This is a genomic window from Chromobacterium phragmitis (genome assembly GCF_003325475.1).
Classification (GTDB): Bacteria; Pseudomonadota; Gammaproteobacteria; order Burkholderiales; family Chromobacteriaceae; genus Chromobacterium; species Chromobacterium phragmitis.
The window spans coordinates 1,977,252-2,002,635 of sequence record NZ_CP029495.1 but is presented as its reverse complement, the minus strand read 5'-3'; the positions used below and the strand labels follow the sequence as shown (position 1 = coordinate 2,002,635).

Here is a 25,384-nt window from a genome sequence, read left to right as displayed (position 1 = left end):
GTCAAGTCCGGCATGCCGGCTCAGGCATTCTCGGCCGCCAGCCCGCCCTCGGCGCGCGGCGGCCGGCGCAACCGGAAACCCAGCCACAGCAGGCCCAGCCACAACGGCAGCACGTACACCGACACCGCGATGCCGGGCGTGAGCAGCATCACGCCGAGTATCGCCGCCATGAAGCCCAGGCACAGCCAGTTGGCGAACGGATGCCACAGCGCCGGAAACAGCGAGCGGCTGCCGGCGCGGGCGCGGCGAAACTTCAGGTGGGTCAGGCTGATCAGCACCCAGTTGATCACCAGCGCCGTCACCACCAGCGACATCAATAGCGCCAGCGCGCCGCTGGGCAGCAGATAGTTGACGATCACGCCGACGAAGGTGGCCAGCGCCGAAGCCAGGGTGGCGTTCACCGGCACGCCGCGCGTGTCCACCTTGCCCAGGCCGCGCGGCGCGTTGCCCTGCTCCGCCATGCTGAACAGCATGCGGCTGGTGGCGTAAACGCCGCCGTTGTACACCGACAGCGCCGCCGTCAGCACCACGAAGTTCAGCGCGTGCGCGGCGAAACCAACGCCGATCTGGTCGAAGATCATCACGAAGGGGCTGCCGCCGGCGGCCACCTTGCTCCACGGGTACAGCGACAACAGCACCGCCAGCGAACCGATGTAGAAGATCAGCACGCGGTAGATCACCTGGTTGACCGCCCGAGGAATGGTTTTCTGCGGATCGCGGGTCTCCGCGGCGGCCATGCCGATCAGCTCCAGCCCGCCGAAAGAGAACATGATCACCGCCATCGACATGAACAGTCCGCCGGAGCCGTGCGGAAAGAAACCGCCGTCGTTCCACAGATTGCCGACCGAAGCCTGCGGGCCGCCGGTGCCGGACAGCAGCAGGTAGCCGCCGAACGCGATCATTGAAATCACCGCGCCCACCTTGATCAGCGCGAACCAGAACTCGGTCTCGCCATAGTATTTGACGCTGGCGAGATTGACCCCGGTGATCGCCGCGAAGCAGACCAGCGCGGTCAGCCAGGTCGGCACCTCCGGCCACCAGTAGCGGACGTATTCGCCGGCGGCGGTCAGTTCCGCCATGCCCGCCAGCACATACAGCGCCCAGTAGTTCCAGCCGGCGAGGAAAGCCGGGAATCGGCCCCAGTAGCGGCCGGCGAAATGGCTGAGCGAGCCGGCCACCGGCTCCTCGGTCAGCATTTCGCCCAACTGGCGCATGATCAGGAAGATGACGAAGCCGGCGATCGCATAGCCGAGAATCATCGAGGGGCCGGCGGACTTCAGCACGCTGGCCGAACCGAGGAACAGGCCGGTGCCGATGGCGCCGCCCAATGCGATCAACTGAATGTGCCGGTTTTTCAGCTCGCGCTTCAAACCGCCGGAAGTCGAGGGAACGCTCACCTTGGCGCCTCCATATGTGGGTGAATGGGAACGGCGCTGGAAACAGGGAGCTTATCGGGAATCGCCCAAAATCAGACAATACGTCTAAAACCAAACGCACAACTCGTTCAAAATATGTACTAATCAGTGCCAATTAACTAAAGATTAAAACAACTCCAGGCAATGCGTCAAAAGAGTGATCACGGCTCGCATGCGCGTCGTTCTCACTCGGAGACAATTGGACAAATGGTCCAATCTTATCAGTAGCCTGCGAAGACCCAATGACAAGGCCGCCCCTTGGGGCGGCCCGGCGTCGCGAAACCGGCCTTGGCCGGCCCCGTGGTTTACGGCAGCTGGCGCGCCAGCTCGGCGTCCGGCTGCGGCGCGCGCTTCATGCGGAAACCCAGCCACAACACACCCAGCCAGATCGGCAACGCGTACACCGACACTTCCATTCCCGGGGTGAACAGCAAAATGCCCAGGATCATCACCATGAAGGCCAGGCAGACCCAGTTGGAAACCGGATGCCAGAGCGACGGGAACACCAGCTTCTGGCCGGCCTTGGCGCGGCGGAACTTCATGTGGGTCAGGCTGATCATCGCCCAGTTGGTCACCAGCGCGGCCACCACCAGCGACATCAGCAGGCCCAGCGCCTCGCCCGGCAGCAAATAGTTCAGGATCACGCAGGCGAAGGTCGCCACGGCGGAGAACAGGGTGGCGTTCACCGGCACGCCGCGCTTGTCCAGCGAGCCCAGCGCCTTGGGCGCGTTGCCTTGCTTGGCCAAACCGAACAGCATGCGGCTGGTAGCGTAGACGCAGCTGTTGTACACCGACAGCGCCGCGGTCAGCACCACGAAATTCAGCGCATGCGCGGTGAAGCCGGCGCCGATCTGCTCGAAGATCATCACGAAGGGGCTGCCGCCGGCGGCCACCTTGCTCCACGGATACAGCGACAGCAGCACCACCAGCGAGCCGATATAGAAGATCAGGATGCGGTAGATCACCTGATTCACCGCCTTGGGAATGGTCTTCTGCGGATCGGCCGCTTCGGCCGCGGTCATGCCGATCAGCTCCAGGCCGCCGAAGGAGAACATGATCACCGCCATCATCATGAACAGGCCTTTGACACCGTGCGGGAAGAAGCCGCCGTCGTTCCACAGATTGCTGACCGAGGCCTGCGGGCCGCCGGTGCCGGACAACAGCAGATAGCCGCCGAAGGCGATCATGCCGATCACCGCCGCCACCTTGATCAGCGCGAACCAGAACTCGGTCTCGCCGTAGGATTTGACGTTGGCGAGATTGATCCCGTTGATGCAGACGAAACACACCAGCGCGGTCAGCCAGGCGGGCACGTGCGGCCACCAGTACTGGACATAGGCCCCGACCGCAGTCAGTTCCGCCATGCTCACCAGCACGTACAGCACCCAGTAGTTCCAACCGGACAGGAAGCCGGGGAAGCGGCCCCAGTAACGATAGGCGAAATGGCTGAACGAGCCGGCGACCGGCTCCTCGGCCACCATCTCGCCCAGCTGGCGCATGATGAGGAAGGCGATGAAGCCGGCGATCGCGTAGCCGAGAATCATCGAGGGGCCGGCGGACTTTAGCACGCTGGCCGAGCCGAGGAACAGGCCGGTGCCGACGGCGCCGCCCAGCGCGATCAGCTGGATATGGCGGTTTTTCAGCTCGCGCTGCAAACCGGTGTGGGCTTCGCTCACAGTGAATTCTCCTTGAGGTGCGGACGCCAAACGCGCGCCCGAACGGGTGCGCGTTCATCTAAACACCGGCACGGCATTGCCGTCAAACGACTGGATACAATATAAATGCCCAAAATATGCCCATTGATTGCATATTAAAAATATAATTCCCTATATTTTGCAATTTCAAACCATAAATTGCTGAATCGTGCCTATCTAGCTGCGAATTGTCTGCTCCGCTCCGCCATTTCCGGCACGAACGTTCCGTTACCCGCAGTGACAATTGGCAAACACAAGTCTTGCAACTGTTTGTCGATAATCACAGTCGAAGCCATCAGGTGACCTTGTGCGTCACATCAGGGAGAGAACAATGAAACAATCCGTATTGATCGCCGGCGTGCTCGGCGGCGGCATCGCGCTCGGCGCGGTGGGCGTGGCCGGCATCCAGGCGCTGAAGTCGTCGAAGCCGGAAACCGCCGCCGTCGCCAGCGCGCCTCTGGCCCAGGCCTCGGCCCCCGCGCTCCAGACGCTGGCGCCCAGCGCCGCCTCGTCGGCGCTCGCCCAACCCGCGCCGCAAGCGTCCACGCCGGCTGCCGCCGCCGCGCCCAAGATGAACGCCAAACCGGCGCCGGCCAAGCCGGTCCATGCCACCCACGCCAAGATCCTGGCGGTAACGCCGATCCGCGAGGCCGGCACCGAACCCAAGCAGGTCTGCCATCAGGAGCAGGTGGTGCACCAGGCGCCGGTGCAGGATGAAAACCGCATCGCCGGCTCGGTGATCGGCGGCGTGGTCGGCGGCCTGCTGGGCAACCAGGTGGGCGGCGGCAACGGCAAGAAGGCCGCCACCGTGATCGGCGCGCTGGCCGGAGGCTATGCCGGCAACCAGGTGCAAGAGGGCATGCAGCGGCGCGACCAGGTCAACAGCACCCGCACCATCTGCAATACCGAGGAGGTGAAGACCGAGAAGATCATCGGCTACAACGTGCGCTATTCGCTGGACGGCAAGACCGGCACCGTGCGCATGGACGAGAAGCCGAAGGGCAAGACGCTGCCGGCCAAGGACGGCAAGCTGCTGATCTGATTCCGGCTCATCCGCCAAGGCAAGGCCCGGCGCTGCCGGGCCTTTTTGCTCGCGCGCTTCAGAACCTGTTCAAAGTCTCGCGAGCAAGAGCGAGACAAGGCGAAAACAAGCGAAAAAGCGGAATGTACAAATGGTACATGAGCATTTTGAGCTTGTTTTCAACGCCGTATCGCCGAAGCGCAGCTGACTTTGAACAGGTTCTCAGGCCGCCGCCCGCCTCGCGCCGTCCGCGCGCTGCCGCTCAGCCACCTTCTCCGCCGCCTCCGGCGGGCCGAACAGCAACACCAGCCGGTCGCGCCAGCCATCAGCCCGCCAGGCCTCGACCAGCATGTCTCGCCACTCCGCCAGACTCACCCACAGCGGATTGAAGCTATTCACCGGCTTGACCGTGCCGTAGTCGCACGGGTCGCTGGCCAGTTCCTCGGCGTAGGTGCCGAACATCCGATCCCAGATCACCAGCACGCCGGCGTAGTTGTGGTCGATGTAGCGCGGGTTCTTGGCATGATGACCGCGGTGTATCGACGGCGTATTGAACACGTATTCCAGCCAGCCGAGCTTGGGCGCGGCCTGGGTATGGACGAAAAACTGGAAGGCCAGGTTGAGCAGCACTACCGCCACCACCTGCTCCGGCGGAAAGCCCAGCCAGGCCAGCGGCAACCAGAACGCCCACATGCCGGCCAGCGGATACATCAGGCTTTGGCGGAAAGCGGTGGTGAAATTCATCCGCGTCGAGCTGTGGTGGACGCTGTGGGCCGCCCATAACCAGCGCACGCGGTGGCTGACGCGGTGGAACCAGTAATAAAGGAAGTCCTGGCCGATGAACAGCAGGAAGAAGCTGAGCCATCCGGGAGAAAAATCGAACAACCGATGCTGGTAGATCCAGCCGTACAACGGCAGCACCAGCACCCAGGCCAGCTTGTCCGCCCCCTGATGCAGCAGGCCCAGCGCCGCGCTGCACAGCGAGTCGCGCCAGTTGTACAGCCCAAGCCGCCTCTGGCGGCGGAACAGCCACAGCTCCCAGGCGACGAACAACAGGAATACCGGCGCCAGCGCCAGCAGAATCAGCTCAACCGGAAAGTTCATTGCGAGACACCATGGAGCAAACACTTGATTGAAGTTTAAGCTCTATGCATGTAGGGCTGTCAATCGCCGCCATCCGGTCGGCGCGCTTTCCCGGCGCGCTGTGGCGGGAACGCCATATCAAAAGCGGCTATCCCGAATCATCGGAGATAGCCGCCTGGCAGCCGCAGCTGCGGCCGCGGATGCCGCATTCAGTCGCGGCGGGCCATCAGCGCGGCCAGCGATACGTCGCGCTCGGTCCACACCCGAGCCACGCTGGGCCGCTCGCCCAGCCGGCGCAGGTAGTCGGGACAGCCTTCCAGCCGCTGGGTCATGTCCTCGCCGAGAAAGCTCTGGCTCAGCCGCGCCACCACCGGCAAGACGCCGGCGGCGCTGAGATCGGCGAAGCTGAAGTCTTCGCCGGCCAGCCAAGGCCGGAACTGCGCCAGCTTCGCCACCGCGCCGATGCCGCGCGCCAAGGCTTGGCGGATGTCCTCGCACTTGGCCGCGTCCGGCTTGCTGCCTTTCAACATGTGGCGGATCAGCGGGCTGGCAGGCTGCATCACGTACAACTCCAGCATCGCCGTCAGTTCGCGCGCCAGCGCGCGGCCATTCGGCGTCGGCGGCAGCAGCGAGGCGGTGGGATAGGCATCCTCCAGCCACTCCAGGATCACGGTGGACTCGGCCAGCGGATGGCCGTTGATTTCGACGTAGGGAATCTTGCCCATCGGACTCTTTTCCAGCAGCTCATCCTCCTGCGAGGGCGTCGTCACCACTTCCTGGAAATTGACGCCCTTCTCCAGCAAGGCGATCTTCACCTTGTTGTAGTAGGGCGACAGCGGGATACCATGCAGTTTGATCATGCCGACTCCAATAACGATGGGTTCGTAAGCGCCGCGGCGCGGGCAAGGCGGCGGCGCGCGGACTACATCATCCAGCCTATTCCCTTATTTAGCCAGCGCCACGCTCTTTTGCTGCAACAATTGGCGGATCTGCGGCAACATCTGCTGCGCCGCCTTCTCGCCCTCCAGGATGGCCTGGTTGCGGGCTTCGAACTCCGCCGCGCCGATGTTCAGCACATTGGGATGGATCACCACGTCGGCCTGTTTCAGTTCCTGCGCCAGCGCCGGGCCATTCATGATGCTCAGACTCTGATCCAGCATGGACAGGAAACCCGTGGCGCGGCCGGCCTTGGGACGGCCGGTGATGTCGACGGCGATGACGAACTGCGCGCCCATCTCGCGCGCGGCGCTGACCGGCACCGGGCTGACCAGGCCGCCGTCGACATAGCTCCTGCCGCCTATCTTCACCGGCAGGAACACGTTGGGGATGCTGGCCGAAGCGCGCACCGCCTGGCCGGTGTTGCCGGTGCGGAACACGATCCGGCGGCCGGAGTCCAGCTCGGTGGCCACCGCGGCGAACGGCCGGCTCAGCTTCTCCAGCGGGCGGTTGCCCACTTGCGCGTTGATCCAGTTCTGCAGCTTCTCGCCCTTGATCACCCCCTTGGTGGACAGCGTCCAGTCGGTCAGATCGGCCTGATCGAGCGCGATGGCGCGCTGCTGCAGCTGCATGCCGTTAAGGCCGGACGCGTACAGGCTGCCCACCACGCTGCCGGCGCTGGTGCCGACGATGATGTCCGGCGTGATGCCCGCGCCCTCCAGCACCTTGATCACGCCGATGTGGGCGAAGCCCTTCACCGCGCCGCCGCCCAGCGCCAGCGCGATCTTGGGCTTGACCGGCGCCGCAGCCGGCTGCGCGGCGTTCGGAGTCGAGGTGGAAATACAGGCGGACAATAAAGAGGCGACCCCGGCCAGCAGCGCGGGACGCAGAAGTTTCTTGCTCATCATGATTGCATCGGTCTTTCAGACAACGGCGGCCGCGGAGGCCACCCCAACGGGCGCGGGGTCCAGCATCACGTAATTCAGATGCTGCGCGCCCTCCAATTCGAAATGGGTTTCGCCATGGACAGCCATGCCGATGCGGCGGTAGAAGGCGATGGCGCGCGCATTGCCGTGCCACACCGTCAGCCACAGGCGCGGCTGGCCAGACTGGGCGCGCGCCCATTGCCGCGCAGCATCCATCAGCCGCCTGCCCAGACCTTTGCCGACATGGCTTTCCAGCAGATAAAGCCGTTCCACTTCCAGCGTCGGGAAATCGCAGCCCTGGCACGCGCTGTCCAATTTCATTTGCGCATAGCCGAGCAGATGGCCGTCATCTTCCATCAGCAGCAGATGGCGCGCCGGATCGGCGATCAAGGCCTTGAGCGCTTCCGGCGAAAATTCGGACAGCACAAAATCGGCGATGCCGCGGCGGATGCCGCCGCCGATCAAATAGGTATTCAGCCATACCTGTATCGACAGCGCGGCCAGACAAGCCGCGTCATCGGGACGGGCGCTGCGGATTTCCACTCTCATCACGGCTTTCTCCTGCGCGCGCCGCCGGTTTCCGGTCAATCGGCCCGCGGCGCTTTCTTGACGAATTCGATCACTTGCCGGCCATCCTCGCTCATTTTGGCCAGCTTCTTGCCGCTGCCCTTCCAGGCATGGCCGTACACCACCTCGTAGCTGGCCGGCAGCTTGCCGTCGCGGCGATGCTGCTCATAAGCCTCTTCCACCTTGCGCCAGGCCGCCTTGCCCATCAGGCCGCGGCCGCGGCCGGCGGTGGCGTTGTGCGCGCCGATGGCCTTCAGATCGCGCATCACCGACTTGGCGTCGCCGTAAGTCAGCACGATTTTCTCCATGTCCATCACCGGCTCGGCGAAACCGGCCCGCATCAGCGCGTCGCCGATGTCGTGCATGTCGATGAACTGGTTGACGTGGGTGGCGCCGTCCACGCCGGCGAAAGCCCCCCGCAGCTCGGACAGCGTGTCCGGCCCCAGCGTGGAGAACATCAGCAGGCCTTCCGGCTTCAGCACGCGGCGCAGCTCGGCGAACATCTTGTCCGGCACGTTGACCCACTGGATGGTCAGGTTGGACCAGATCATGTCCACGCTGGCGTCGGCCAGCGGCAGGCGTTCGATGTCGGCGTTGATCTGCCACGGCGCGCTGGGCTTGAACAGCTTCTTCAGCAGGCCGTCGCCTTCGCGGGCGCGTTCGCGCGAGGCCAGCAACATCGCGCGCGCCAGGTCCAGCTCGATCACCCTCGCCTGCGGGTAGCGCCGCCGCAACTCGGCCGCGCCATAGCCGGTGCCGGCGCCGGCATCCAGAATCATCGCCGGCTGGTGCTTGATGTAGTCGAGACGCTCGGCCATGCGGTCGGACACTTCGCGCTGCAGCACCGCGGCGGAATCGTAGCTGGCCGCGGCCTTTTCAAACGAGGCGCGCACGCGCGCCTTGTCGGTGTAAAACGCTTCACTCATGCCTGGGTTTCCAGATGCTCGGCAAGCGCGCGCACGAAATCCTGCTCATGCGACAGGAAGGGCGCGTGCGACGCTTGCGGAAATTCGTAAAGGACGGCGTCGGGCAGCGAAGCTTCCAGCCAGCGGCCGGCGCCGATCGGGGTGATGGCGTCGCGCGCGCCGTAGAACAGCGCCGTCGGACACTGGATGCGGCCGGCCAGCGCGCGCGCGTCGGCCTGCAGCAACAGTTCCAGCGCCGGCAGCAGGCCCTGCGGCCTGCCATGCGAGAACAGCTCGCCGCGCAGCGCCTTCAAGGTGTCGCGCGCCGCCGGCGCGCCCATCATCTGCAAGGCGAGAAAACGCTCCAGCGTCTGTTCGAAGGCGCCGTCCAGGCTTTGCGCGACGGCTTCTATCGATTTGCGCTCCTGCGCGTGCGGCCAGCTGTCGTCGCGGACGAAGCGCGGGCTGGTGGCGATCAGGGACAGGCTCTTCACCTGAGCCGGATGGCGGGCGGCCCAGTGCTGGGCGATCAGGCCGCCCAATGACCAACCCACCACTTGCGCCGGCAGCGGGAAGTGGGAAGCCACCAGGTCGGCCACCGCGTCGGCGTCGAAACGGTGCAGCGCCGGCGACGCGCCGTGGCCGGGCAAGTCCACCAGGTGGACGCAGAAACGCGCCGCCAGTTGTTCGGCCACGCGGGAGAACACGCCGCCATGCAGCCCCCAGCCGTGCAGCATGACCACGTCCGGCCCCTGGCCCAGCGTTTCGACAAACAGATTCATGAACGGTCAAATTGGGCGAAAACGTTATTTTCGCAAGAGTACGATGCGAAGGAAACCTCCAAGACCGGCATCTTCGTCGTGAAAAGGTTGCAGTTTGGTAACCGCGACGATGTCGCCCAGCCGACGATTGATGTCGGTGGCCACGATGCGGGCCAGCACATTGCCGGCCCGCCGCCACAGCGGCGCGCGCCGGCGGTCGGCCAGAAACTTGTCGAACACCACCACCCGACCGCCCGGCTTCAGCACCCGCTCCACCTCGCGGATGCAGGCCTGCGGGTCCGGAATCACCGCCAGCACCAGGTGCAGCGCCACCGCGTCGAAGCAGCCGTCGGGATAGTCCAGCTTCTGCCCGTCCATCACCCTGGCGTCCACTTCCATGCCCAATTTGACCGCCCGCTCGCGCAGCCGCTCCAGCATCGCCGGCGCGATGTCGATCGCGGCCACATGGCGGCAGCGCACCAGGTAATCCAGATCCAGGCCGGTGCCGGCGCCCACCAGCAGCAGGCGCTCGTCCGGCTGCGGGTTGAGCAGGCCGATCGCGCGGCGGCGATGGCGGGCGAAGCCCTGCGCCACCTTGTCGTAGACCGGGGCGTACAGATCGTAGCGCCAGCGGTTGAAACGGGTCGCGCACTCACGCCACATCGCCCGGCTCCTTGAAACGCGCCAGCTTGTCCCAGTCCAGCGCCCAGGCCGGGGCCGGCGCGGCGAAATAATAGCCCTGCAGCATGCCGCAGCCCATCTCGGTCAGCTTGTCCCGCTGGCTGGCGGTTTCCACGCCTTCGGCCACTACCTCCAGATCCAGCGCGCGCGCCAACGCCAGAATGGCGCGGACGATGGCCACCGACTCCTGCTTGCGGTCCAGATCGAACACGAAGGACTGGTCGATCTTCAACACGTCGAAACGATAGCGATGCAGATAGGACAGCGCCGAGTAACCGGTGCCGAAATCATCCAGCGCCAGCCTGACGCCCAGGCCGTGCAGCGCCTGCATCGCGGTGGCAGCGGCCTGCGGCTGGTCGATCAGCGCGCTTTCGGTGATTTCCAGGTGCAGCATCGCCGGCGGCAGCCGGTAATGGGCGATGCGCTCGCCTATCCAGCCGACCAGGTCCGGGTCGCGGAAATTGGCCGACGACAGGTTGATGTGCAGCGCGATGTCCTCGCCCGCCAAACCCTCGGCCCGCCAGGCTTGCAACTGGGCGCAAGCAGCGTTGATCATGTAGCGGTCCAGCCGGGTGATCAGTCCGCTTTCCTCGGCGATGGGCAAGAACGCCGCGGGCGACACCAGCCCGCGCTGCGGATGCTGCCAGCGCACCAGCGTCTCGAAGCCGGCCAGCTCGCCGCTGGCGGCGGCGACGAATGGCTGGTAGTAGGGCACCAACTGCCCCTCCTCCTCCAGCGCGCGCCGGAGCTCGGTCTCCAGCGCCAGCTGGTCGGCCTGGTCTATCCGCAGCTGGTGGCTGAACAAGGTATAACCCTGGCGGCCCTGTTGCTTGGTGCAGTACATCGCGTGGTCGGCGTCGCGCAGCAGGTCGTCGGCCTTGTGGTAATGCTCGCGGTCGGCCAGCACCACGCCGACGCTGGCGGTGGAAAACACCTCGCGCCCCGCCAGCACCACCGGCCGCTCGAACTCGCTGACGATGCGGCGGGCGATCACCTCGCACTCCTCCACCGCGTCCATGCCGAACATCAGCACCGCGAACTCGTCGCCGCCCAACCGGGCCAGGAAATCGTAATGGCGCAGGCAGGAGCGAATGCGGGCGCCGGCCTCGAACAACAGGTGGTCGCCGGCCAGATGGCCTAGCGTGTCGTTGACCAGTTTGAAGCGATCCAGGTCGATGAACACCACGGCGAAACGTTCACCGCCGTCGACGTAAGCATCCCAGGCCCGGCGCAGCGCCTTGGAAAAGTAATTGCGGTTGGGCAGCTTGGTCAGCGGATCGTGCAGGCTGTCGAATTCCAGCTGGGCGTTGACCGCGTCCAGCTCGCTGGTGCGCTCGCGCACCCGCTGCTCCAGGTCGGCGTAAGCCTGCTGCAGGCCTTCCAGCGCCCGCACCCTCGCCAGCGCGGCGCCGATGTGGTTGGCGACGAACTCCAACACTTCCTGATCGCGGAAGGTGTAGACCACGTCGGCGTCGTAGCTTTGCACCGCCAGCACGCCCAGCAGCTCGTGGTCGCAGTACAGCGGCACGCCCAGCCAGCTCTTGGGCGGCATCCCGCCTTGCGTCGCCGCCATGCCCCGCATGCCGCCGTACGGGTCCAGCAACAGCGGCCGCCCGCTATGCAGCACCTGCTCGATCAAGCCCTTGCCCGGCTTGCGCGGCTTCAGCGCCGGCGCGTACTCGTCGGAGCAATAAGGGAAACTGATCAGATCGCGGCCCATGTCGTACAGCGCCACCACGCAATTGCGCGCCGCCACCATCTCGCCCAACAACCGGTGCAGGCCGCTGAGGAAAGCTTCCAGCGACAGGCTGGTATTGGACAGCTCGGCGATCCGGAACAACACGTCCTGGAACTGCTCGGCGCGCTTGCGGATAGCCACCTCGGCCCGCAGTCTGGCATTGGCGCCCTCCAGCTCGCTGGTGCGCAGCGCCACCTGCCGTTCCAGCCTGCCGTGGTACAACACGCGATCCAGCGCGAAGCCGACATGGCGGGCGGCGAACATGAACAGCTGCTGCTCGGCCGAGGTCAGCGGCGGCTGGTCCTCATAGCGCTGCAACACCGCCGCGCCTATCAACTCGTCCGCGGCGTTGCGCAGCGGCGCGCCCATCCAGAAAGCCGGCAGTTGCGCCGGCCGCGCCAGGCTCTCCTGCGCGCATAGCGCCTCGATCCGCTCGCCGGTCAACACCATCGGCGCGCCCCCCCGCAACAACCAGGCGGCCAGGGACACCTGGTCGCCTGCCAGAGGAAAGACTTGATCGGGATCGGGCGGCGCGGGATCTCGCCGGTCCGCGTAGAAGGGAAAATGCAGCGCGGCGCAATCTTCGTCGCGCAGCGCGATGTAGAAATTGTCGGCGTCCATCAGCCGCTGCATCAGCCGGTGCAATCGCGGCAAGAGACGATCCAGCGCGGGACATTCGCCGGCCAGCAAGCTGATCTCCAGCATGGTCTCGTTTGCGGTCCGCGCCGCCGCCTGCTCCGCCCGCAGCGCTTCGCAGCGCAGATATCCCGTCAGCAGGGCCGCCACCGCCTCCAAGCAAGCCGGGGCCGTCCCGCGCCAGCTCAGCCAGCCCAGGGTCGCATCCCCGCCGCGCAAGGCCAAACCGCTCACCCCGGCGGGCGGGCGCTTTCCGGCGGACAAGGCGGCCCCATCCGGCAGGGCGTCGGCATCGCCCATGCAGGCCAAGCGCCGCCACGTCCCGCCGCTCTGCGCCCACACCGCCGCCGCGGACATGCCGCCCGCGTCTCTCAATAAACACAAGGCGCGATCGGCCGCCTGTTCCGGACTGTCCAGATATTCAGCCACACTCTTCATGTCAGTATCGTAGTACGACGCGCCGCCAAAGTCCTGAGCCAAACCAAAGCCCGGGACAAATGCCCCGGGCTGCGGTGTTTTCCTGTGGCGCGGACGCCGCCGACACAAGTCAGCCTCAATCCTCGGCCAACTGCAGCATCACATCCAGTAATGCGTCTAATTGGGAAAGCTCATGGTTCGCCGACAACGAGATCCGCAGCCGCCCGCCGTTTTCCGGCACCGTGGGCGGACGGATCGCCGGCACCCAATAGCCGCGGTCGCGCAGCATGGCGGCCAGCCGGACCGTGCGCTCGTCCGAGCCGACGAGGAAGGGCTGAATGGGCGTGGTGGAATCGCCAGCGTAAGGCGAGCCCTCCAGCCGCTGCCGGCACAGGGCCGCCAGCTGCCGCAACCGCTCGCGCCGCTCGCCGCCTTCGGCGATCAGCCGCAAGCTGGTTTCCACCGCGGCCGCCAACGCGGGCGGCTGGGCTGTGGTGAAAATATAGGTGCGCGCCTTGTTCACCAGCCAGTCCATCAACGGCTGGCTGCCGGCGACGAAGGCGCCGGCCAGGCCCGCGGCTTTGCCCAGCGTCGCCATGTAGATCAGACGTTCGCTGCGAAGGCCATGCGCGGCAGCCGATCCCCTGCCGTCGCCCAGCACACCGAAGCCGTGCGCGTCGTCGACGTACAGCCAGGCGTCGAAACGCTCGGCCAGCTCCAGCAATGCCGGCAGCGGCGCCTGGTCGCCGTCCATGCTGTATACCGCGTCCACCGCGATCAGCTTGGTCGGCGCCTTGCTGTCGGCCAGCAGCTGCGCGAGATGTTCGACGTCGTTGTGGCGAAAGCGCTGGAAGTCAGCGCGCGACAGCAGACAGCCGTCGTTCAGCGAGGCGTGGTTCAGCTTGTCGGCGAACACCGCGTCGCCGCGCCCCACCAGGCTGGTGATCACCGCCAGATTGGCCGCGTAGCCGGAGCCGAACAACAAGGCGGCCTCGCGCCCGACGAAGCGCGCCAGCGCCTCCTCCGCCTGCTGATGCGCCAGGCTGTGCCCGGTCAGCAGATGGGACGCGCCGCTGCCGGCCCCCCATCGGTCCGCCCCTTCCCGCAAGGCCCGAACCAAGGCGGGATGATCCGCCAGGCCAAGATAGTCGTTGCTGGCGAAAGAAAGGTAATGCTGGCCATCGATTTCGACCTCTACGCCTTGCGGCGACGCCAACACTGTCCGACAACGCAGCCTGTGCTGGCCTTGCAGTTCCTCCAGCGCGGCGGAAAGATCTTGTAAACGCATGCTTGCCCCCGGTTTCTTTATATGGACAGAACCGCGGCAAGCCGCCCCGGCACGTCACACTATATATGTTTGCATTTCAGCTGACAGCACAGAATCACTAATGTTTCTTAATCTTATAATGCGTACAGATCCAGTTTGGCCATCAGCATCTGGTCCGCCGTCACATCGGGGTTGCCGGTGGTCAGCAGCTTGTCGCCATAGAAAATGGAGTTGGCGCCGGCCAGAAAGCACAGCGCCTGCGTCGCCTCGTCCATTTCCCGCCGCCCGGCCGACAGCCGGACGTAACTGGCCGGCATCGTGATCCGCGCCACCGCGATGGTGCGCACGAACTCGGTCCAGTCCAGCGTCCCGGCGCCCTCCAGCGGCGTACCCACCACTTTGACCAGATTGTTGACCGGCACCGACTCCGGCTGCGGGTCCAGATTCGCCAGCTGCACAATCAGGCCGGCGCGGTCGCGGCGCGTTTCGTTCATGCCGACGATGCCCCCGCAACACACCGACAGCCCGGCTTGGCGCACCTTGCCCAATGTATCCAGCCTGTCTTCGTACTCGCGGGTCTGGATGATGTCGGCGTACTTGTCCGGCGCGGTGTCCAGGTTATGGTTGTAGTAATCGAGTCCGGCATCTTTCAGCTGCTCGGCCTGCCCTTCTCGCAGCAGGCCGAAGGTGGCGCAGGTTTCCAGGCCCAACGCCTTCACCTCTCGCACCATCTCCAGCGTCTTCTGCAGATCCGCATCCTTGGGGCCCCGCCAGGCTGCGCCCATGCAGAAGCGGCCGGCGCCGTTGGCCTTGGCCTGGCGGGCCGCCTCCACCACCTCGTCCACCGTCATCATCGGCTCATCCTCCACCGGGGTGTCATGATGCACCGACTGCGGACAGTAGCCGCAATCCTCAGGACAGCCGCCGGTCTTGATGGACACCAGCGTCGACAGCTGCACCTTGGTCGGGTCGAAAAACTGGCGATGAATCTCGGCGGCGCGGAACAGCAGCTCCATGAAGGGCAGGCCCAGCAGGGCCTCCACGTCGTCCACGCTCCAGGCGGTCTTTTCCGGGTGAGGTGTGGACGGGCGCTTGAACACCATCGTGGCAGAATGCATCGTATGCTCCAAAAACTGTTTGTCATTTTCACTGCGAACCATACAGCTCGTCATCCTGCTCCGATGGGCAGGCGACAAAATCTTGGGGGCCGCCCGCCATGCTGTCAAACATCAGAAGGTTAATAATTGACAATTGCACAATAATTAATCAAATTTGCGTGTTGTGCGGATGTCGAAGCGCTCGTGACGGCCTGTGCGGCGGTTGCCGCGCGATGCTGCCGGCGATGCCGGCCGAGCACTGTCCGCGTTGCGCGGAACCGACAGTCTGCGGCGCGCTCTGCGGCCATTGCCAGCACCGGCCGCCCGGCTTCGACGCGCTACACGCTCCCTATCTGTTTGGCTACCCCCTGAGCCATCTGATTCATGCCTACAAGTACGGAAAACGGCTGCAGCTGGCGGGCGCGCTATGTGGACTTTTCACTGATTACGCCCGCTGTCAAGCCCCAAGGTACGATCTTGTCATTCCCGTTCCGCTGGCAAATGAACGACTTGCCGAAAGAGGCTTCAATCAGAGTTCCGAGCTTGCCAAAGCGTTCGCTGATACAATAAACAGCCGTTTTTCGGACAATCTGTGTTGGCGAAAAAGCAACACTTTGCCGCAGGCCTCGCTCGGCCGCGCCGAAAGACTGCGAAACGTTCGCCATGCGTTCGGCGTAAAATGCCGGTGCGACGGGCTTTCCATTGCCATAGTCGACGACGTCGCCACCAGCGGCGCAACCCTCTCCGCCTTGTCTAAAATGATCAAAAAACAGGGCGCGGAACGGGTCGACGCATGGGTGCTTGCCCGGGCGTTTTCCCCAAAAACTTGACCAAGATTTTGATTCCTTGGAACAATCCAGCCTGCCAACGATGTTCACTGTTGTTCTATTTCAGCCGGAAATTCCGCCCAACACGGGCAATGTGATTCGTTTATGTGCCAACACCGGCTGTGAACTGCATCTGGTCAAACCCATGGGCTTCCCGCTTGAGGATGCCAAGTTGCGGCGAGCGGGACTCGATTACCACGAGTATGCGCGTCTCGTCGTCCATGAAGACTGGGACGCATGCCTGCGTTCGCTTCAGGGACGGCGGATTTTCGCCGCGACGACCAAGGGCGCCACGCGCCATGACCGGATCGCCTACCAACCCGGGGACGTTTTTTTGTTCGGTCCCGAATCCCGCGGCTTGCCGCAAGATGTGCTGGCTGCCCTGCCGGCACAGCAACGGATTCGCTTGCCGATGCGTCCCGAGTCGAGAAGCCTCAATCTCTCCAACGCCGTCGCGATAACGGTGTTCGAGGCTTGGCGCCAGATCGGTTTCGAAGGGGGGGTATAGCAGTTCACAAGGTTGGCCCAACAGCATAGGGAGGTTTATGCAACCTGTTCTCCGATGGCTGTGGCTTCTATTTGTCAGTCTCGTGCTTGTGGCCTGTTCCACCGTGAAGACGGCCAGTGCCACAAACCAGTCGGCTTCGCCGGCTAACAAGAAGTCCGTTGCCAAAAACGGAGCTTATTTCCAGAACGACGGTCCGGCCGATCATATCCCGGTCAACCTGAATCTGGTTCCCGACGCCGTTCCGCAGGACGAGCCGCTGATCAAGTCGGCCAACCTGCCCTACACGGCGCTGGGCATGAGCTTCCGTCCCGATGTGCGTGAAAAGCCGTATCACGCCGTCGGCCGTGCCTCCTGGTACGGCAAGCAGTTCCACGGCCGCAAGACGTCGTCCGGCGAACGCTACGACATGTTCGCGATGAGCGCCGCGCATCCGACTCTGCCTATCCCGAGCTACGCCCGGGTGACCAATCTGACCAATGGCAAGTCGGTGGTGGTGCGCGTCAACGACCGCGGCCCGTTCCACAAGAAGCGCCTGATGGACTTGTCCTACGCCGCCGCCTTCAAACTGGGCTTCATCCAGCAAGGCAGCGCCAAGATCGCGATCGACCGCGTCTGGCCGGCGGAGGGCAATACCTACTCCGCCTCCGCTCAGCCGGTGACGCAACCGGCCAACCGCGAGTTGAGGGCGGGAGACAATCCGAAATATCTGCAGCTGGGCTCGTTCAATACGCTGGCCAACGCCGAAGCGGCGCTGCAGAAGACGCTGTCCGAGATGGATGACAAGTACGACTCCAAGCTCGGCATCGTCAACCAGCAGGGCGTGTACAAGGTGCGCCTGGGACCGTTCTCCTCGGACGAGGCAGTGCGCAGCGCGGCAGAGAACCTGCACGTGGAGACCGTCATCACCAGTCTGTGATGCGCCACGCTTGAATCGTATGGCAACAGGGCAAAAGGCGAAGGTGCATCCTTCGCCTTTTTTCATGCCCGCCCCCCACGGCCAATAAAAAGCCCCGGCCAAGTCAGCCGGGGCAAAAGCCTGGATAGCAACGATTCAGGCCCCGCTCAGGGAGCCAAGCGGGAGGTGCGATGCACCTGCAAGCTTAGGCGCGGGCCATCGCTCAAAGTTCCTCCATGCCGTCGTCTTGCGGCGGCAGCGCGTCGAACCAGCCTTTCACCACCTGCTCCACCTCTTCCACCCCGGTCTTCTTCAGGCTGGAGAACATCTGCACGCTGACCGAAGGATAATCGGCCAGCTCGCGCTTCACCAACGCCAGCACCTTGTTCTGCTCCTGGCGCGACATCTTGTCAGCCTTGGACAACAGGATATGCACCGGCCGCCCCGCGACGCGGAAAAATTCCAGCATGCGTCGATCCAGCTCTTTCAATGGGTGGCGGGCGTCCATAATCAACAGTAGGCCGATCAGGCTCTGCCGCGTCTGCAGGTAGCGGCCCAGCAGCTCCACCCAGTGGGCGCGTACCGCTTCGGGCACTTCGGCGTAGCCGTAGCCCGGCAAATCCACCAGAAAGCACTCGTCGCCCAGCTCGAAAAAGTTGATGTGCTGGGTGCGGCCCGGCGTCTTGGACACGTAGGCCAGCCGGGTGCGGTTGGCCAGGGTGTTGATGGCGCTGGACTTGCCGGCATTGGATCTGCCGACGAAAGCGACCTCGGCGCGGGTGGCCGGCAGGTCCTTCATGTGGTTGACAGTGGTATAAAACCGGGCGTTTTGAAAAATCGACATGGTAGTAAGGTTGAAATCAATTGGTATAGAATAACAGGTTTGGAATTGCTACTTTTACAGATATTTTAGGGGCTCACCCTAAGGAGCGACCATGAGACGTAAAATGCTGTTGGCGATGGCATCCCTAACCCTGGCCGGCAACGTGCTGGCAGCCACTCCGGCGGTCAAGGGTGACCCGGCGAAAGGCAAGCAGATCGTGGATGCCGTATGCGCGGCCTGCCATGGCGTCGACGGCAACAGCGTCGCAGCGGCCAATCCGACCATTGCGGGCCAGAGCCATCAATATCTGTATAGCCAGCTCAAGGCCTTCAAGAGCGGCGAACGCAAGAACCCGACCATGCTGGGCATGACCGCCACCCTGTCCGACGACGACATGCACAATCTGGCCGCCTACTTCAGCCAGCAAAAGCCCAAGGACCGCGAGGCGGCCAACAAGGAGCTGATGCCGCTGGGCGCCAAGATCTACCGCGTCGGCAACGCCGCCAGCCATGTGCCCGCCTGTATGGCTTGCCACGGTCCGTCCGGCAAGGGCCTGCCCGAGCAGTTCCCGCGCATCGGCAGCCAGCACGCCGGCTACATCGCCAAGCAGTTGGCCGACTTCAAGGCCGGCACCGACCGCAAAAACCTGATGATGACCGACATCGCCAGCCGGATGACCGATGCTGAAATGAAGGCGGTGGCCGAGTACATTTCCGGCCTGCGCTAAGCCGTGCCCCCAGCAGCCGGAGCCCGACATGCCGCGCGGCAGCGTCCGCGCGGCCAGGCGCAACTTTGCCGCTCCGGTCCGTTCAAAAGGGAAGCCCCGGAAGGGCTTCCCTTTTCCTGTCCATAATAATGAAACCCACACACCGCCGCCAAACCCTGTCCCGCGCGCTGTACGAGCTGTTCAGCTCGATGCGCTTCGCCATCGGGCTGCTCACCGTGCTCGGCATCGCCTCCATCATCGGCACCGTGCTCAAGCAGAACGAACCCTATCCCAATTACGCTTTCGAGTTCGGCCAGTTCTGGTTCCAGGCTTTCGAGATGCTAGGATTGTACGACGTCTACCATTCTGCCTGGTTCCTGATCATTCTGGCCTTCTTGGTGCTGTCCACCACGCTGTGCATCATCCGCAACGGTCCGGGCTTCATCAAGCAGATGCGCGGCTATCGCGAGAAGGCCAGCGACAACTCGCTGGCGGCGATGCCCCACAGCCAGGCCTTCGAGGCTGAAGAAGCGCACGCGGCCACGCTGCTGGGCTATCTGCACGGCCAGGGCTTCCGCTGGCGCGAAGCCGAGCGCGACGGCGGCGTGAAGCTGATCGCCGCCAAAAAGGGCGCCGCCGGCAAACTGGGCTATTTCCTCGCCCACATCGCGCTGATCGTGATCTGCGTCGGCGGCCTGCTGGACGGCAACCTGCCGCTGAAGCTGGCCGAAATGGCCGGCCGCGTCGTGCCGGAAACCCGGGACGTCCCGCAAAGCCAGATTCCGGAGCAGAGCCGGCTGGGGCCGTCCAACCTGTCCTTCCGCGGCACCGTCACCGTCGCAGAGGGCAAGAGCGCCGACGTCACCTTCCTCAATTCCGGCAACGGCTACCTGGTGCAGGAACTGCCCTTCATCGTCTCGCTGAAGAAGTTCCACGTCGACTACTACAGCAACGGCATGCCCAAGTTGTTCGCCAGCGACATCGTGGTGACCGACAAGGCCAGCGGCAAGACCACCGAGGCCACGGTCAAGGTCAACCATCCGCTGATCGTGGACGGCGTGGCCATCTACCAGTCCAGCTTCGGCGACGGCGGCTCCCCGCTGCGGCTCAAGGCCTGGAACCTGGCCGCGCCCGGCGCCGCGCCGACCGCGCTCAAGGGGTTGTCGATGAACCGCCAGCCGCTGCTCGCCAACGGCAAGGATTATTCGCTGGAGTTCGGCGAGCTCAGGGTGTTCAACATCGAGAACGTGGCCAAACCCGGCGAGACCGATCCCACGCTCACGCAGCGCATGCACGACGCGCGCGAGGTCAAGCAGCACAAGGACTTGAAGAACTACGGCCCCTCCATCACCTTCAAGCTGCGCGACGCCCAGGGCCAGGCGGTGGAATACGTCCATTACATGGCGCCGATAGAACAGGAAGGCGCCAGCTACATGATGGCCGGCATGCGCAAGACGCCGGCCGAGCCCTTCCAGTACCTGCGCATCCCGCTGGACGACGACATGGGCCTGGACCGCTTCATGCGCCTCTATGCCGCGCTGCGCGACCCGGCGCTGTACGGCGAGATCGCCGCGCGCGCCGCGCGCAAGGCGCAGCAGGGCGGCGTGATAGACGACAAGCTGGCCAAGCAGTTCGGCGACAGCGTCAAGGGCGTGCTGGAGCGCTTCGCCGCCGGCGGCTTCACTGCGCTGGAGCAGTTCCTCGACGAGCGGGTGCCGGCCGACAAGCGGCAGGCGGTGGCGCAAACCTACATCAAGATCCTGCAGGGCGCGGTGGTGGACGTGATGGCGGTGGCCGACGAGAAAGCCGGCGTCAAGCCGCTGCAAGCCGACGCCGCCCACTACCGCTTCCTGCTGGACGGCCTGGTGGCCGCCAGCGCGCTGCAGGATTACGGCTCGCCGGTGTTCCTGCAGCTGGAGGGCTTCGACCAGGTGCAATCGTCCGGCCTGCAGCTGACCCGCTCGCCCGGCAAGACGCTGGTCTACCTGGGCTCGGTCTTGCTGGTGCTCGGCATCGTGCTAATGTTCTATGTGCGCGAACTGCGCCTGTGGATACGCATCGATGGCCGCAAACTGCGGGTGGCGATGACCTCCAACCGCCATAACCGCGATCTGGACACCGACTTCCAGCGTCACCTCGACGCGATCAAACAGCTGACACGGGGAATCTGATGGAACTGGCAACCACCACATACGACCGCCTGCCGCTGTGGCGCAGGCTGGACCGCCGGGACTGGGCATACGCGCTGCTGATCGCCGTCGCCGCTGGCTATGCCTTCTCGCTCTACCGCCACGCGATGGACGTCTACGAACAGGCCATCCTGGCCGGCTCGGCGCTGGGCCTGGTCGCCCTGGGCTGGTTCTGGCCCGCCTGGCGCTGGTTCTTCCCGCTGTCGGGCGGCGTGGCCCTGCTGGGCATCCAGCTGTACCAGCACGACCTGGCCCGCGGCCAGAGCGCGTTCTGGCTCAAATACGCGCTGGCCAGCCAATCCGCCATCATGTGGATGTGCACGCTGTTCTTCCTGGCCACTGCCGTGTACTGGATAGGCCTGGCCCGCCGCTCGGCGCAGCTGGCGCGGATGGGCGCCGGCCTGACCTGGGCCGCCTCGGTGATGGGGCTGGCCGGCCTGTTCGTGCGCTGGTACGAAAGCTACCTGATCGCGCCGGACGTCGGTCACATCCCGGTGTCCAACCTGTACGAAGTCTTCGTGCTGTTCACGCTGATCACCGCGCTGATGTATCTGTATTACCAGGCCAAGTTCGCCGCCGCCCAAGCCGGCGCGCTGGTGCTGCCGGTGATCAGCGCCGCGGTGGGCTTCATCCTGTGGTACAGCTTCGACCGCCAAGCCCACGGCATCCAGCCGCTGATCCCGGCGCTGCAGTCGTGGTGGATGAAGATACACGTGCCGGCCAACTTCGTCGGCTACGGCGCTTTTTCGCTGGCGGCGATGCTGGGCGTGGGCCAGCTGCTGGTGCAGAAAGGCTGGCTGAAAGACCGTCTGCCAGCGGCCGAAGTGATGGACGAAATGATGTACCAGGCCATTTCCGTCGGTTTCCTGTTCTTCACCATCGCCACCATCCTGGGCGCGATGTGGGCGGCCGACGCCTGGGGCGGCTATTGGAGCTGGGATCCGAAGGAAACCTGGGCGCTGATCGTATGGCTGAACTACGCCGCCTGGCTGCACATCCGGCTGGTCAAGGGCTGGCGCGGCGCGCCGCTGGCCTGGTGGGCGGTGATAGGCCTGGCCGTCACCACCTTCGCCTTCCTCGGCGTCAACATGTTCCTGTCCGGCCTGCACTCCTACGGCGGCCTGTAGGCGGCGTCCGCCCGAGCCAAGCCCGGCCGCGCGCCGGGCTTTTCGCATTTTCCCCATCATTGGCGCTGGCATTTGGTATCCTTGTAGCGCTTTTATCGTTTTTTTATCACTCAAGGAACACGTTACACCATCATGGACTTTTCATGGCTGTCCGACCCCGCCGCCTGGCTGGGCCTCCTGACCCTGATCATTCTCGAAATCGTTCTGGGCATCGACAACCTGATCTTCGTGGCCATCCTGGCCGAAAAACTCCCGCCGGAACAAAGAGACCGCGCCCGCGTCATCGGCCTGTCGCTGGCGCTGGTGATGCGCCTGATCCTGCTGGCGAGCATCTCCTGGCTGGTCACGCTCACGACTCCGCTGTTCTCGGTCATGGGCGTCAGTTTCGCCGGACGCGACCTGATCATGCTGGGCGGCGGCGTGTTCCTGCTGTTCAAGGCCACCACCGAGCTGCATGAGCGGCTGGAGGGAGTAGAGCACGTGCAAGGCGGCGCGCAGCGCGCCTACGCGTCCTTCGCCACCGTGGTGGCGCAGATCCTGGTGCTGGACGCGGTGTTCTCCATCGACTCGGTGATCACCGCCATCGGCATGTCCGAACACCTGCCGGTGATGATGCTGGCCGTCGTCATCGCCATGGTCCTGATGATCGCCGCCAGCAAGCCGCTGACCGCCTTCGTCAACGCCCACCCGACCGTGGTGATGCTGTGCCTGGGCTTCCTGCTGATGATCGGTTTCAGCCTGGTGGCGGAAGGCTTCGGCTTCCACATTCCCAAGGGCTATCTGTACGCGGCCATCGGCTTCTCGGTGCTGATCGAAGCGTTCAACCAAGTCTCGCAAGCCAACCGCATCCGCTACCTCAACCGCAGCCAGAGCTTCCGCGAGCGCACCGCCAACGCGGTGCTGAGCCTGATGGGCAGCCGCCTGTCCGAGGCCGCCCAGGCAGAAGCCAAGCCCGAAGCCGGCCCGCAGCCGGTGGAAGACACCGCCTTCGGCCACAACGAGCGCGCGATGATACACAGCGTGCTGACGCTGGCAGAACGGCCGATCCGCGTGATCGCCACCCCCCGCGCCGACATCCACAAGCTGGACCTGAGCCAGCCGGAGGCGGCACAGCGCCAGGCGCTGCGCGACAGCCCCTACTCCCGCCTGGTGGTGATCCGCGACGGCAGCATAGACGAGCCGCTGGGCATCGTCGCCCGCAAGGACCTGCTGGCCCAATTGCTGGACGGCCGGCCGCTGGATATCGACGCCGCGCTGCGCCAGCCGCTGGTGCTGCCGGAAACCGTCACCGTGCTGAAGGCGCTGGAAAGCTTCCGCCAGCACGCCGCCGACATGGCCTTCGTGGTCAACGAATTCGGCAGCCTGGAAGGCATCGTCACCCAGAAAGACCTGATGGAGGCGATCGCCGGCGAGTTTCCGGAAGAACACGAGCGCCACGAGCTGCCGGCCATCGTCGTCCAGCCGGACGGCGGCTACGACGTGGAAGGCAGCCTGGAGCTCGTCACGCTGGAGCAGTACCTGACGCTGGGCGATTTCGAAGACGAAGACTTCCATACCGTGGCCGGCCTGCTGATGGACTGCCTGGAGCGCATCCCGCGCGAAGGCGACGAAGTGACCGTCGGCGAATGGAAGCTGCGCGTCACCGCGCAGAAGGGCAACCGCACCGAGCGCGTGCTGATCAGCCCGCTGACCGATGGCTTCGACGCCTCCATCTGAGCATGAGCCAGGGCCGCCACGGCCCTGGTTTCTCTATGTGTTGCGCTGCCTGGACGGCGCGCTTTACACCGGCGTCAGCACCGACGTGGCGCGCCGCTTTCGCCAGCACCTGGCCGGCAAAGGCGCGCGCTACACCCGCATCAACCCTCCCATCGCCGTCCAACTGGTGATCGAATACCCGGGCCGCTCCGCCGCGCTGCAGGCGGAGCACGCGTTCAAGCGGCTCTCCGCCGCCGCCAAACGGGATTTCCTGGCCCAGCATGGCGATGCCTTGATCCCAGACTGAGCCCGCCGCTTCAAGCGGCCATGCGGGCCCCCTGACCGCCATCGACGAAACCGCGCAGAGAAGCTGGACCGATCCGCGTCCGCCGTGCGTCAAAGAGCCGCAACGATGGACCAGAGGGAAGGTTGGCGGCGCCAGGCTGGCCTCCTCCTCCCGATGGGCGGTATAGTGGACGCCGTTGTCATGTCGTCCGCTGCGCGACGGCGGCGGCAACCGCGTCCAGTCCACCATGGGGAAAGCCATGTCAAACCGCATGTCCCGCATCGCCGCGCTGCTGGCCGGCATCCTGCTGGCTTCCGCCGCCGGCGCGGCCGACGCCGTCCGCGTCGGCTCCAAGATAGACACCGAGGGCGCGCTGCTCGGCAACCTCATCCAGCAGGTGCTGGCCGCCCATGGCGTCAAGACCGAGAGCAGGCTGTCGCTGGGCAACACCAAGGTGGTGCGCACCGCCATCGCCGCCGGCGAAATCGACATCTACCCCGAATACACCGGCAACGGCGCCTTCTTTTTCTCCGACGAAAAGAATCCGGCGTGGAAATCCGCCGCCGCCGGCTACCAGCGCGTCAAGCAGCTGGACTACGACAAGAACCGCATCGTCTGGCTCGCCCCGGCCCCTGCCAACAACACCTGGACCATCGCCGTTCGCCGCGACGTGGCCGACGCCAACCGCCTGCGCACGCTGGCCGACCTGGGCGCCTGGCTGGGCCGCGGCGGCCGCTTCAAGCTGGCCGCCTCGGCGGAATTCATCGAACGACCGGACGCGCTGCCCGCCTTCCAGAACGCCTACGGCTTCAAGCTGCGCCAGGAACAGCTGCTGGCGCTGGCCGGCGGCGACACCTCGGCCACCATCAAGGCCGCGGCCGAGCAAACCTCCGGCGTCAACGCGGCGATGGCCTACGGCACCGACGGCCCGGTGGCCGCGCTGGGCCTGGTGGCGCTGGCCGATCCCAAGGGCGTGCAGCCGGTGTACGCGCCGACGCCCATCATCCGCGCCGACGCGCTGGCCCGCCATCCGGACATCGCCGCCTGGCTCAAGCCGGTGTTCCAGTCGCTGGACGAGGCGACCTTGCAGAAACTCAACGCCAGCATCGCGCTGGAAGGGCGCAACGCGCGCCAGGTAGCCGCCGGCTACCTGAAGCGCAAGGGATTCGTCCAGTGATCCTGGC

23 protein-coding genes are annotated in these 25,384 nt (G+C 64.9%); 10 read left to right on the top strand and 13 right to left on the bottom strand.

Annotated features, from left to right (window positions below; genetic code table 11):
• Window positions 1-20 precede the first annotated feature (20 nt).
• On the bottom strand, window positions 21-1,397 hold the full coding sequence (locus tag DK842_RS09445; protein WP_114061242.1) for an amino acid permease: 1,377 nt from the start codon (window positions 1,395-1,397) through the stop codon (window positions 21-23).
• Between the two features lie 323 nt (window positions 1,398-1,720).
• The gene (locus tag DK842_RS09440; RefSeq protein ID WP_114061241.1) at window positions 1,721-3,091 is read right to left on the bottom strand and encodes an amino acid permease; all 1,371 of its coding nucleotides are present in this window, start codon (window positions 3,089-3,091) and stop codon (window positions 1,721-1,723) included.
• Between the two features lie 349 nt (window positions 3,092-3,440).
• On the opposite strand from DK842_RS09440, the gene DK842_RS09435 reads away from it, so the two are divergent.
• Complete coding sequence (locus DK842_RS09435; RefSeq protein WP_114061240.1) at window positions 3,441-4,151, top strand: glycine zipper 2TM domain-containing protein; 711 nt, start codon at window positions 3,441-3,443, stop codon at window positions 4,149-4,151.
• 201 nt (window positions 4,152-4,352) lie between these two features.
• Here DK842_RS09435 and DK842_RS09430 read toward each other — a convergent pair whose 3' ends face one another.
• The 10 genes from DK842_RS09430 to bioB all read right to left on the bottom strand — a co-directional run bounded on the left by DK842_RS09430 (window position 4,353) and on the right by bioB (window position 15,165).
• Entirely contained in the window at window positions 4,353-5,234 is an 882-nt protein-coding gene (locus DK842_RS09430) for a sterol desaturase family protein (protein ID WP_114061239.1), read from the bottom strand.
• 188 nt (window positions 5,235-5,422) lie between these two features.
• Entirely contained in the window at window positions 5,423-6,073 is a 651-nt protein-coding gene (locus tag DK842_RS09425; protein WP_114061238.1) for a glutathione S-transferase family protein, read from the bottom strand.
• Window positions 6,074-6,157: 84 nt separating this feature from the next.
• Complete coding sequence (locus tag DK842_RS09420) at window positions 6,158-7,057, bottom strand: patatin-like phospholipase family protein (protein WP_114061237.1); 900 nt, start codon at window positions 7,055-7,057, stop codon at window positions 6,158-6,160.
• A 15-nt stretch (window positions 7,058-7,072) separates the two neighbouring features.
• Window positions 7,073-7,624: a GNAT family N-acetyltransferase gene (locus tag DK842_RS09415; RefSeq protein ID WP_114061236.1), complete on the bottom strand. Its 552-nt coding sequence runs from the start codon at window positions 7,622-7,624 to the stop codon at window positions 7,073-7,075.
• Between the two features lie 35 nt (window positions 7,625-7,659).
• Window positions 7,660-8,568, bottom strand: a complete 909-nt coding sequence (gene bioC, locus DK842_RS09410; protein ID WP_114061235.1) for a malonyl-ACP O-methyltransferase BioC — start codon at window positions 8,566-8,568, stop codon at window positions 7,660-7,662.
• On the bottom strand, window positions 8,565-9,329 hold the full coding sequence (gene bioH / locus DK842_RS09405; protein WP_114061234.1) for a pimeloyl-ACP methyl ester esterase BioH: 765 nt from the start codon (window positions 9,327-9,329) through the stop codon (window positions 8,565-8,567). Before bioH ends, bioC begins: the two co-directional genes overlap by 4 nt.
• Window positions 9,330-9,353: 24 nt before the next feature.
• Window positions 9,354-9,971, bottom strand: coding sequence for a class I SAM-dependent methyltransferase (locus DK842_RS09400; RefSeq protein ID WP_114061233.1), 618 nt, complete (start codon window positions 9,969-9,971; stop codon window positions 9,354-9,356).
• Window positions 9,961-12,801 carry a bifunctional diguanylate cyclase/phosphodiesterase gene (locus DK842_RS09395; protein WP_114061232.1) on the bottom strand — a complete coding sequence of 947 codons (2,841 nt, stop codon included), beginning with the start codon at window positions 12,799-12,801 and terminating at the stop codon, window positions 9,961-9,963. Before DK842_RS09395 ends, DK842_RS09400 begins: the two co-directional genes overlap by 11 nt.
• 115 nt (window positions 12,802-12,916) lie before the next feature.
• The gene (gene bioF, locus DK842_RS09390) at window positions 12,917-14,068 is read right to left on the bottom strand and encodes an 8-amino-7-oxononanoate synthase (RefSeq protein WP_114061231.1); all 1,152 of its coding nucleotides are present in this window, start codon (window positions 14,066-14,068) and stop codon (window positions 12,917-12,919) included.
• A gap of 113 nt (window positions 14,069-14,181) precedes the next feature.
• Window positions 14,182-15,165 carry a biotin synthase BioB gene (gene bioB / locus DK842_RS09385; RefSeq protein ID WP_114061230.1) on the bottom strand — a complete coding sequence of 328 codons (984 nt, stop codon included), beginning with the start codon at window positions 15,163-15,165 and terminating at the stop codon, window positions 14,182-14,184.
• Window positions 15,166-15,377: 212 nt separating this feature from the next.
• Between bioB and DK842_RS09380 the strand changes: the two genes are divergently transcribed.
• The 3 genes from DK842_RS09380 to DK842_RS09370 all read left to right on the top strand — a co-directional run bounded on the left by DK842_RS09380 (window position 15,378) and on the right by DK842_RS09370 (window position 17,395).
• A complete protein-coding gene (locus DK842_RS09380; RefSeq protein WP_232538642.1) occupies window positions 15,378-15,974 on the top strand; it encodes a ComF family protein in 597 nt (198 codons plus the stop codon).
• Window positions 15,975-16,014: 40 nt separating this feature from the next.
• A complete protein-coding gene (gene trmL, locus DK842_RS09375) occupies window positions 16,015-16,479 on the top strand; it encodes a tRNA (uridine(34)/cytosine(34)/5-carboxymethylaminomethyluridine(34)-2'-O)-methyltransferase TrmL (protein ID WP_114061229.1) in 465 nt (154 codons plus the stop codon).
• Window positions 16,480-16,582: 103 nt separating this feature from the next.
• Complete coding sequence (locus tag DK842_RS09370) at window positions 16,583-17,395, top strand: septal ring lytic transglycosylase RlpA family protein (RefSeq protein WP_232538641.1); 813 nt, start codon at window positions 16,583-16,585, stop codon at window positions 17,393-17,395.
• Window positions 17,396-17,597: 202 nt separating this feature from the next.
• Here the strand turns inward: DK842_RS09370 and yihA are convergent, their stop codons facing one another.
• Window positions 17,598-18,218 carry a ribosome biogenesis GTP-binding protein YihA/YsxC gene (yihA, locus tag DK842_RS09365; RefSeq protein WP_114061227.1) on the bottom strand — a complete coding sequence of 207 codons (621 nt, stop codon included), beginning with the start codon at window positions 18,216-18,218 and terminating at the stop codon, window positions 17,598-17,600.
• A 91-nt stretch (window positions 18,219-18,309) separates the two neighbouring features.
• On the opposite strand from yihA, the gene DK842_RS09360 reads away from it, so the two are divergent.
• From DK842_RS09360 to osmF, 6 genes are all read left to right on the top strand, one after another.
• Complete coding sequence (locus DK842_RS09360; RefSeq protein WP_114061226.1) at window positions 18,310-18,924, top strand: c-type cytochrome; 615 nt, start codon at window positions 18,310-18,312, stop codon at window positions 18,922-18,924.
• 128 nt (window positions 18,925-19,052) lie between these two features.
• Window positions 19,053-21,074, top strand: coding sequence for a cytochrome c biogenesis protein ResB (locus DK842_RS09355; RefSeq protein WP_114061225.1), 2,022 nt, complete (start codon window positions 19,053-19,055; stop codon window positions 21,072-21,074).
• Window positions 21,074-22,219, top strand: coding sequence for a c-type cytochrome biogenesis protein CcsB (gene ccsB, locus DK842_RS09350; protein WP_114061224.1), 1,146 nt, complete (start codon window positions 21,074-21,076; stop codon window positions 22,217-22,219). The genes DK842_RS09355 and ccsB overlap by 1 nt, the downstream gene beginning before the upstream one ends.
• A gap of 132 nt (window positions 22,220-22,351) precedes the next feature.
• Window positions 22,352-23,935 carry a TerC family protein gene (locus DK842_RS09345; protein ID WP_114061223.1) on the top strand — a complete coding sequence of 528 codons (1,584 nt, stop codon included), beginning with the start codon at window positions 22,352-22,354 and terminating at the stop codon, window positions 23,933-23,935.
• Window positions 23,936-23,972: 37 nt separating this feature from the next.
• Complete coding sequence (locus DK842_RS09340; RefSeq protein WP_198414662.1) at window positions 23,973-24,221, top strand: GIY-YIG nuclease family protein; 249 nt, start codon at window positions 23,973-23,975, stop codon at window positions 24,219-24,221.
• A gap of 238 nt (window positions 24,222-24,459) precedes the next feature.
• Window positions 24,460-25,377 (top strand): glycine betaine ABC transporter substrate-binding protein OsmF, encoded by a 918-nt coding sequence (gene osmF, locus DK842_RS09335; protein ID WP_114061221.1) that lies wholly within the window; start codon window positions 24,460-24,462, stop codon window positions 25,375-25,377.
• Window positions 25,378-25,384 lie beyond the last annotated feature (7 nt).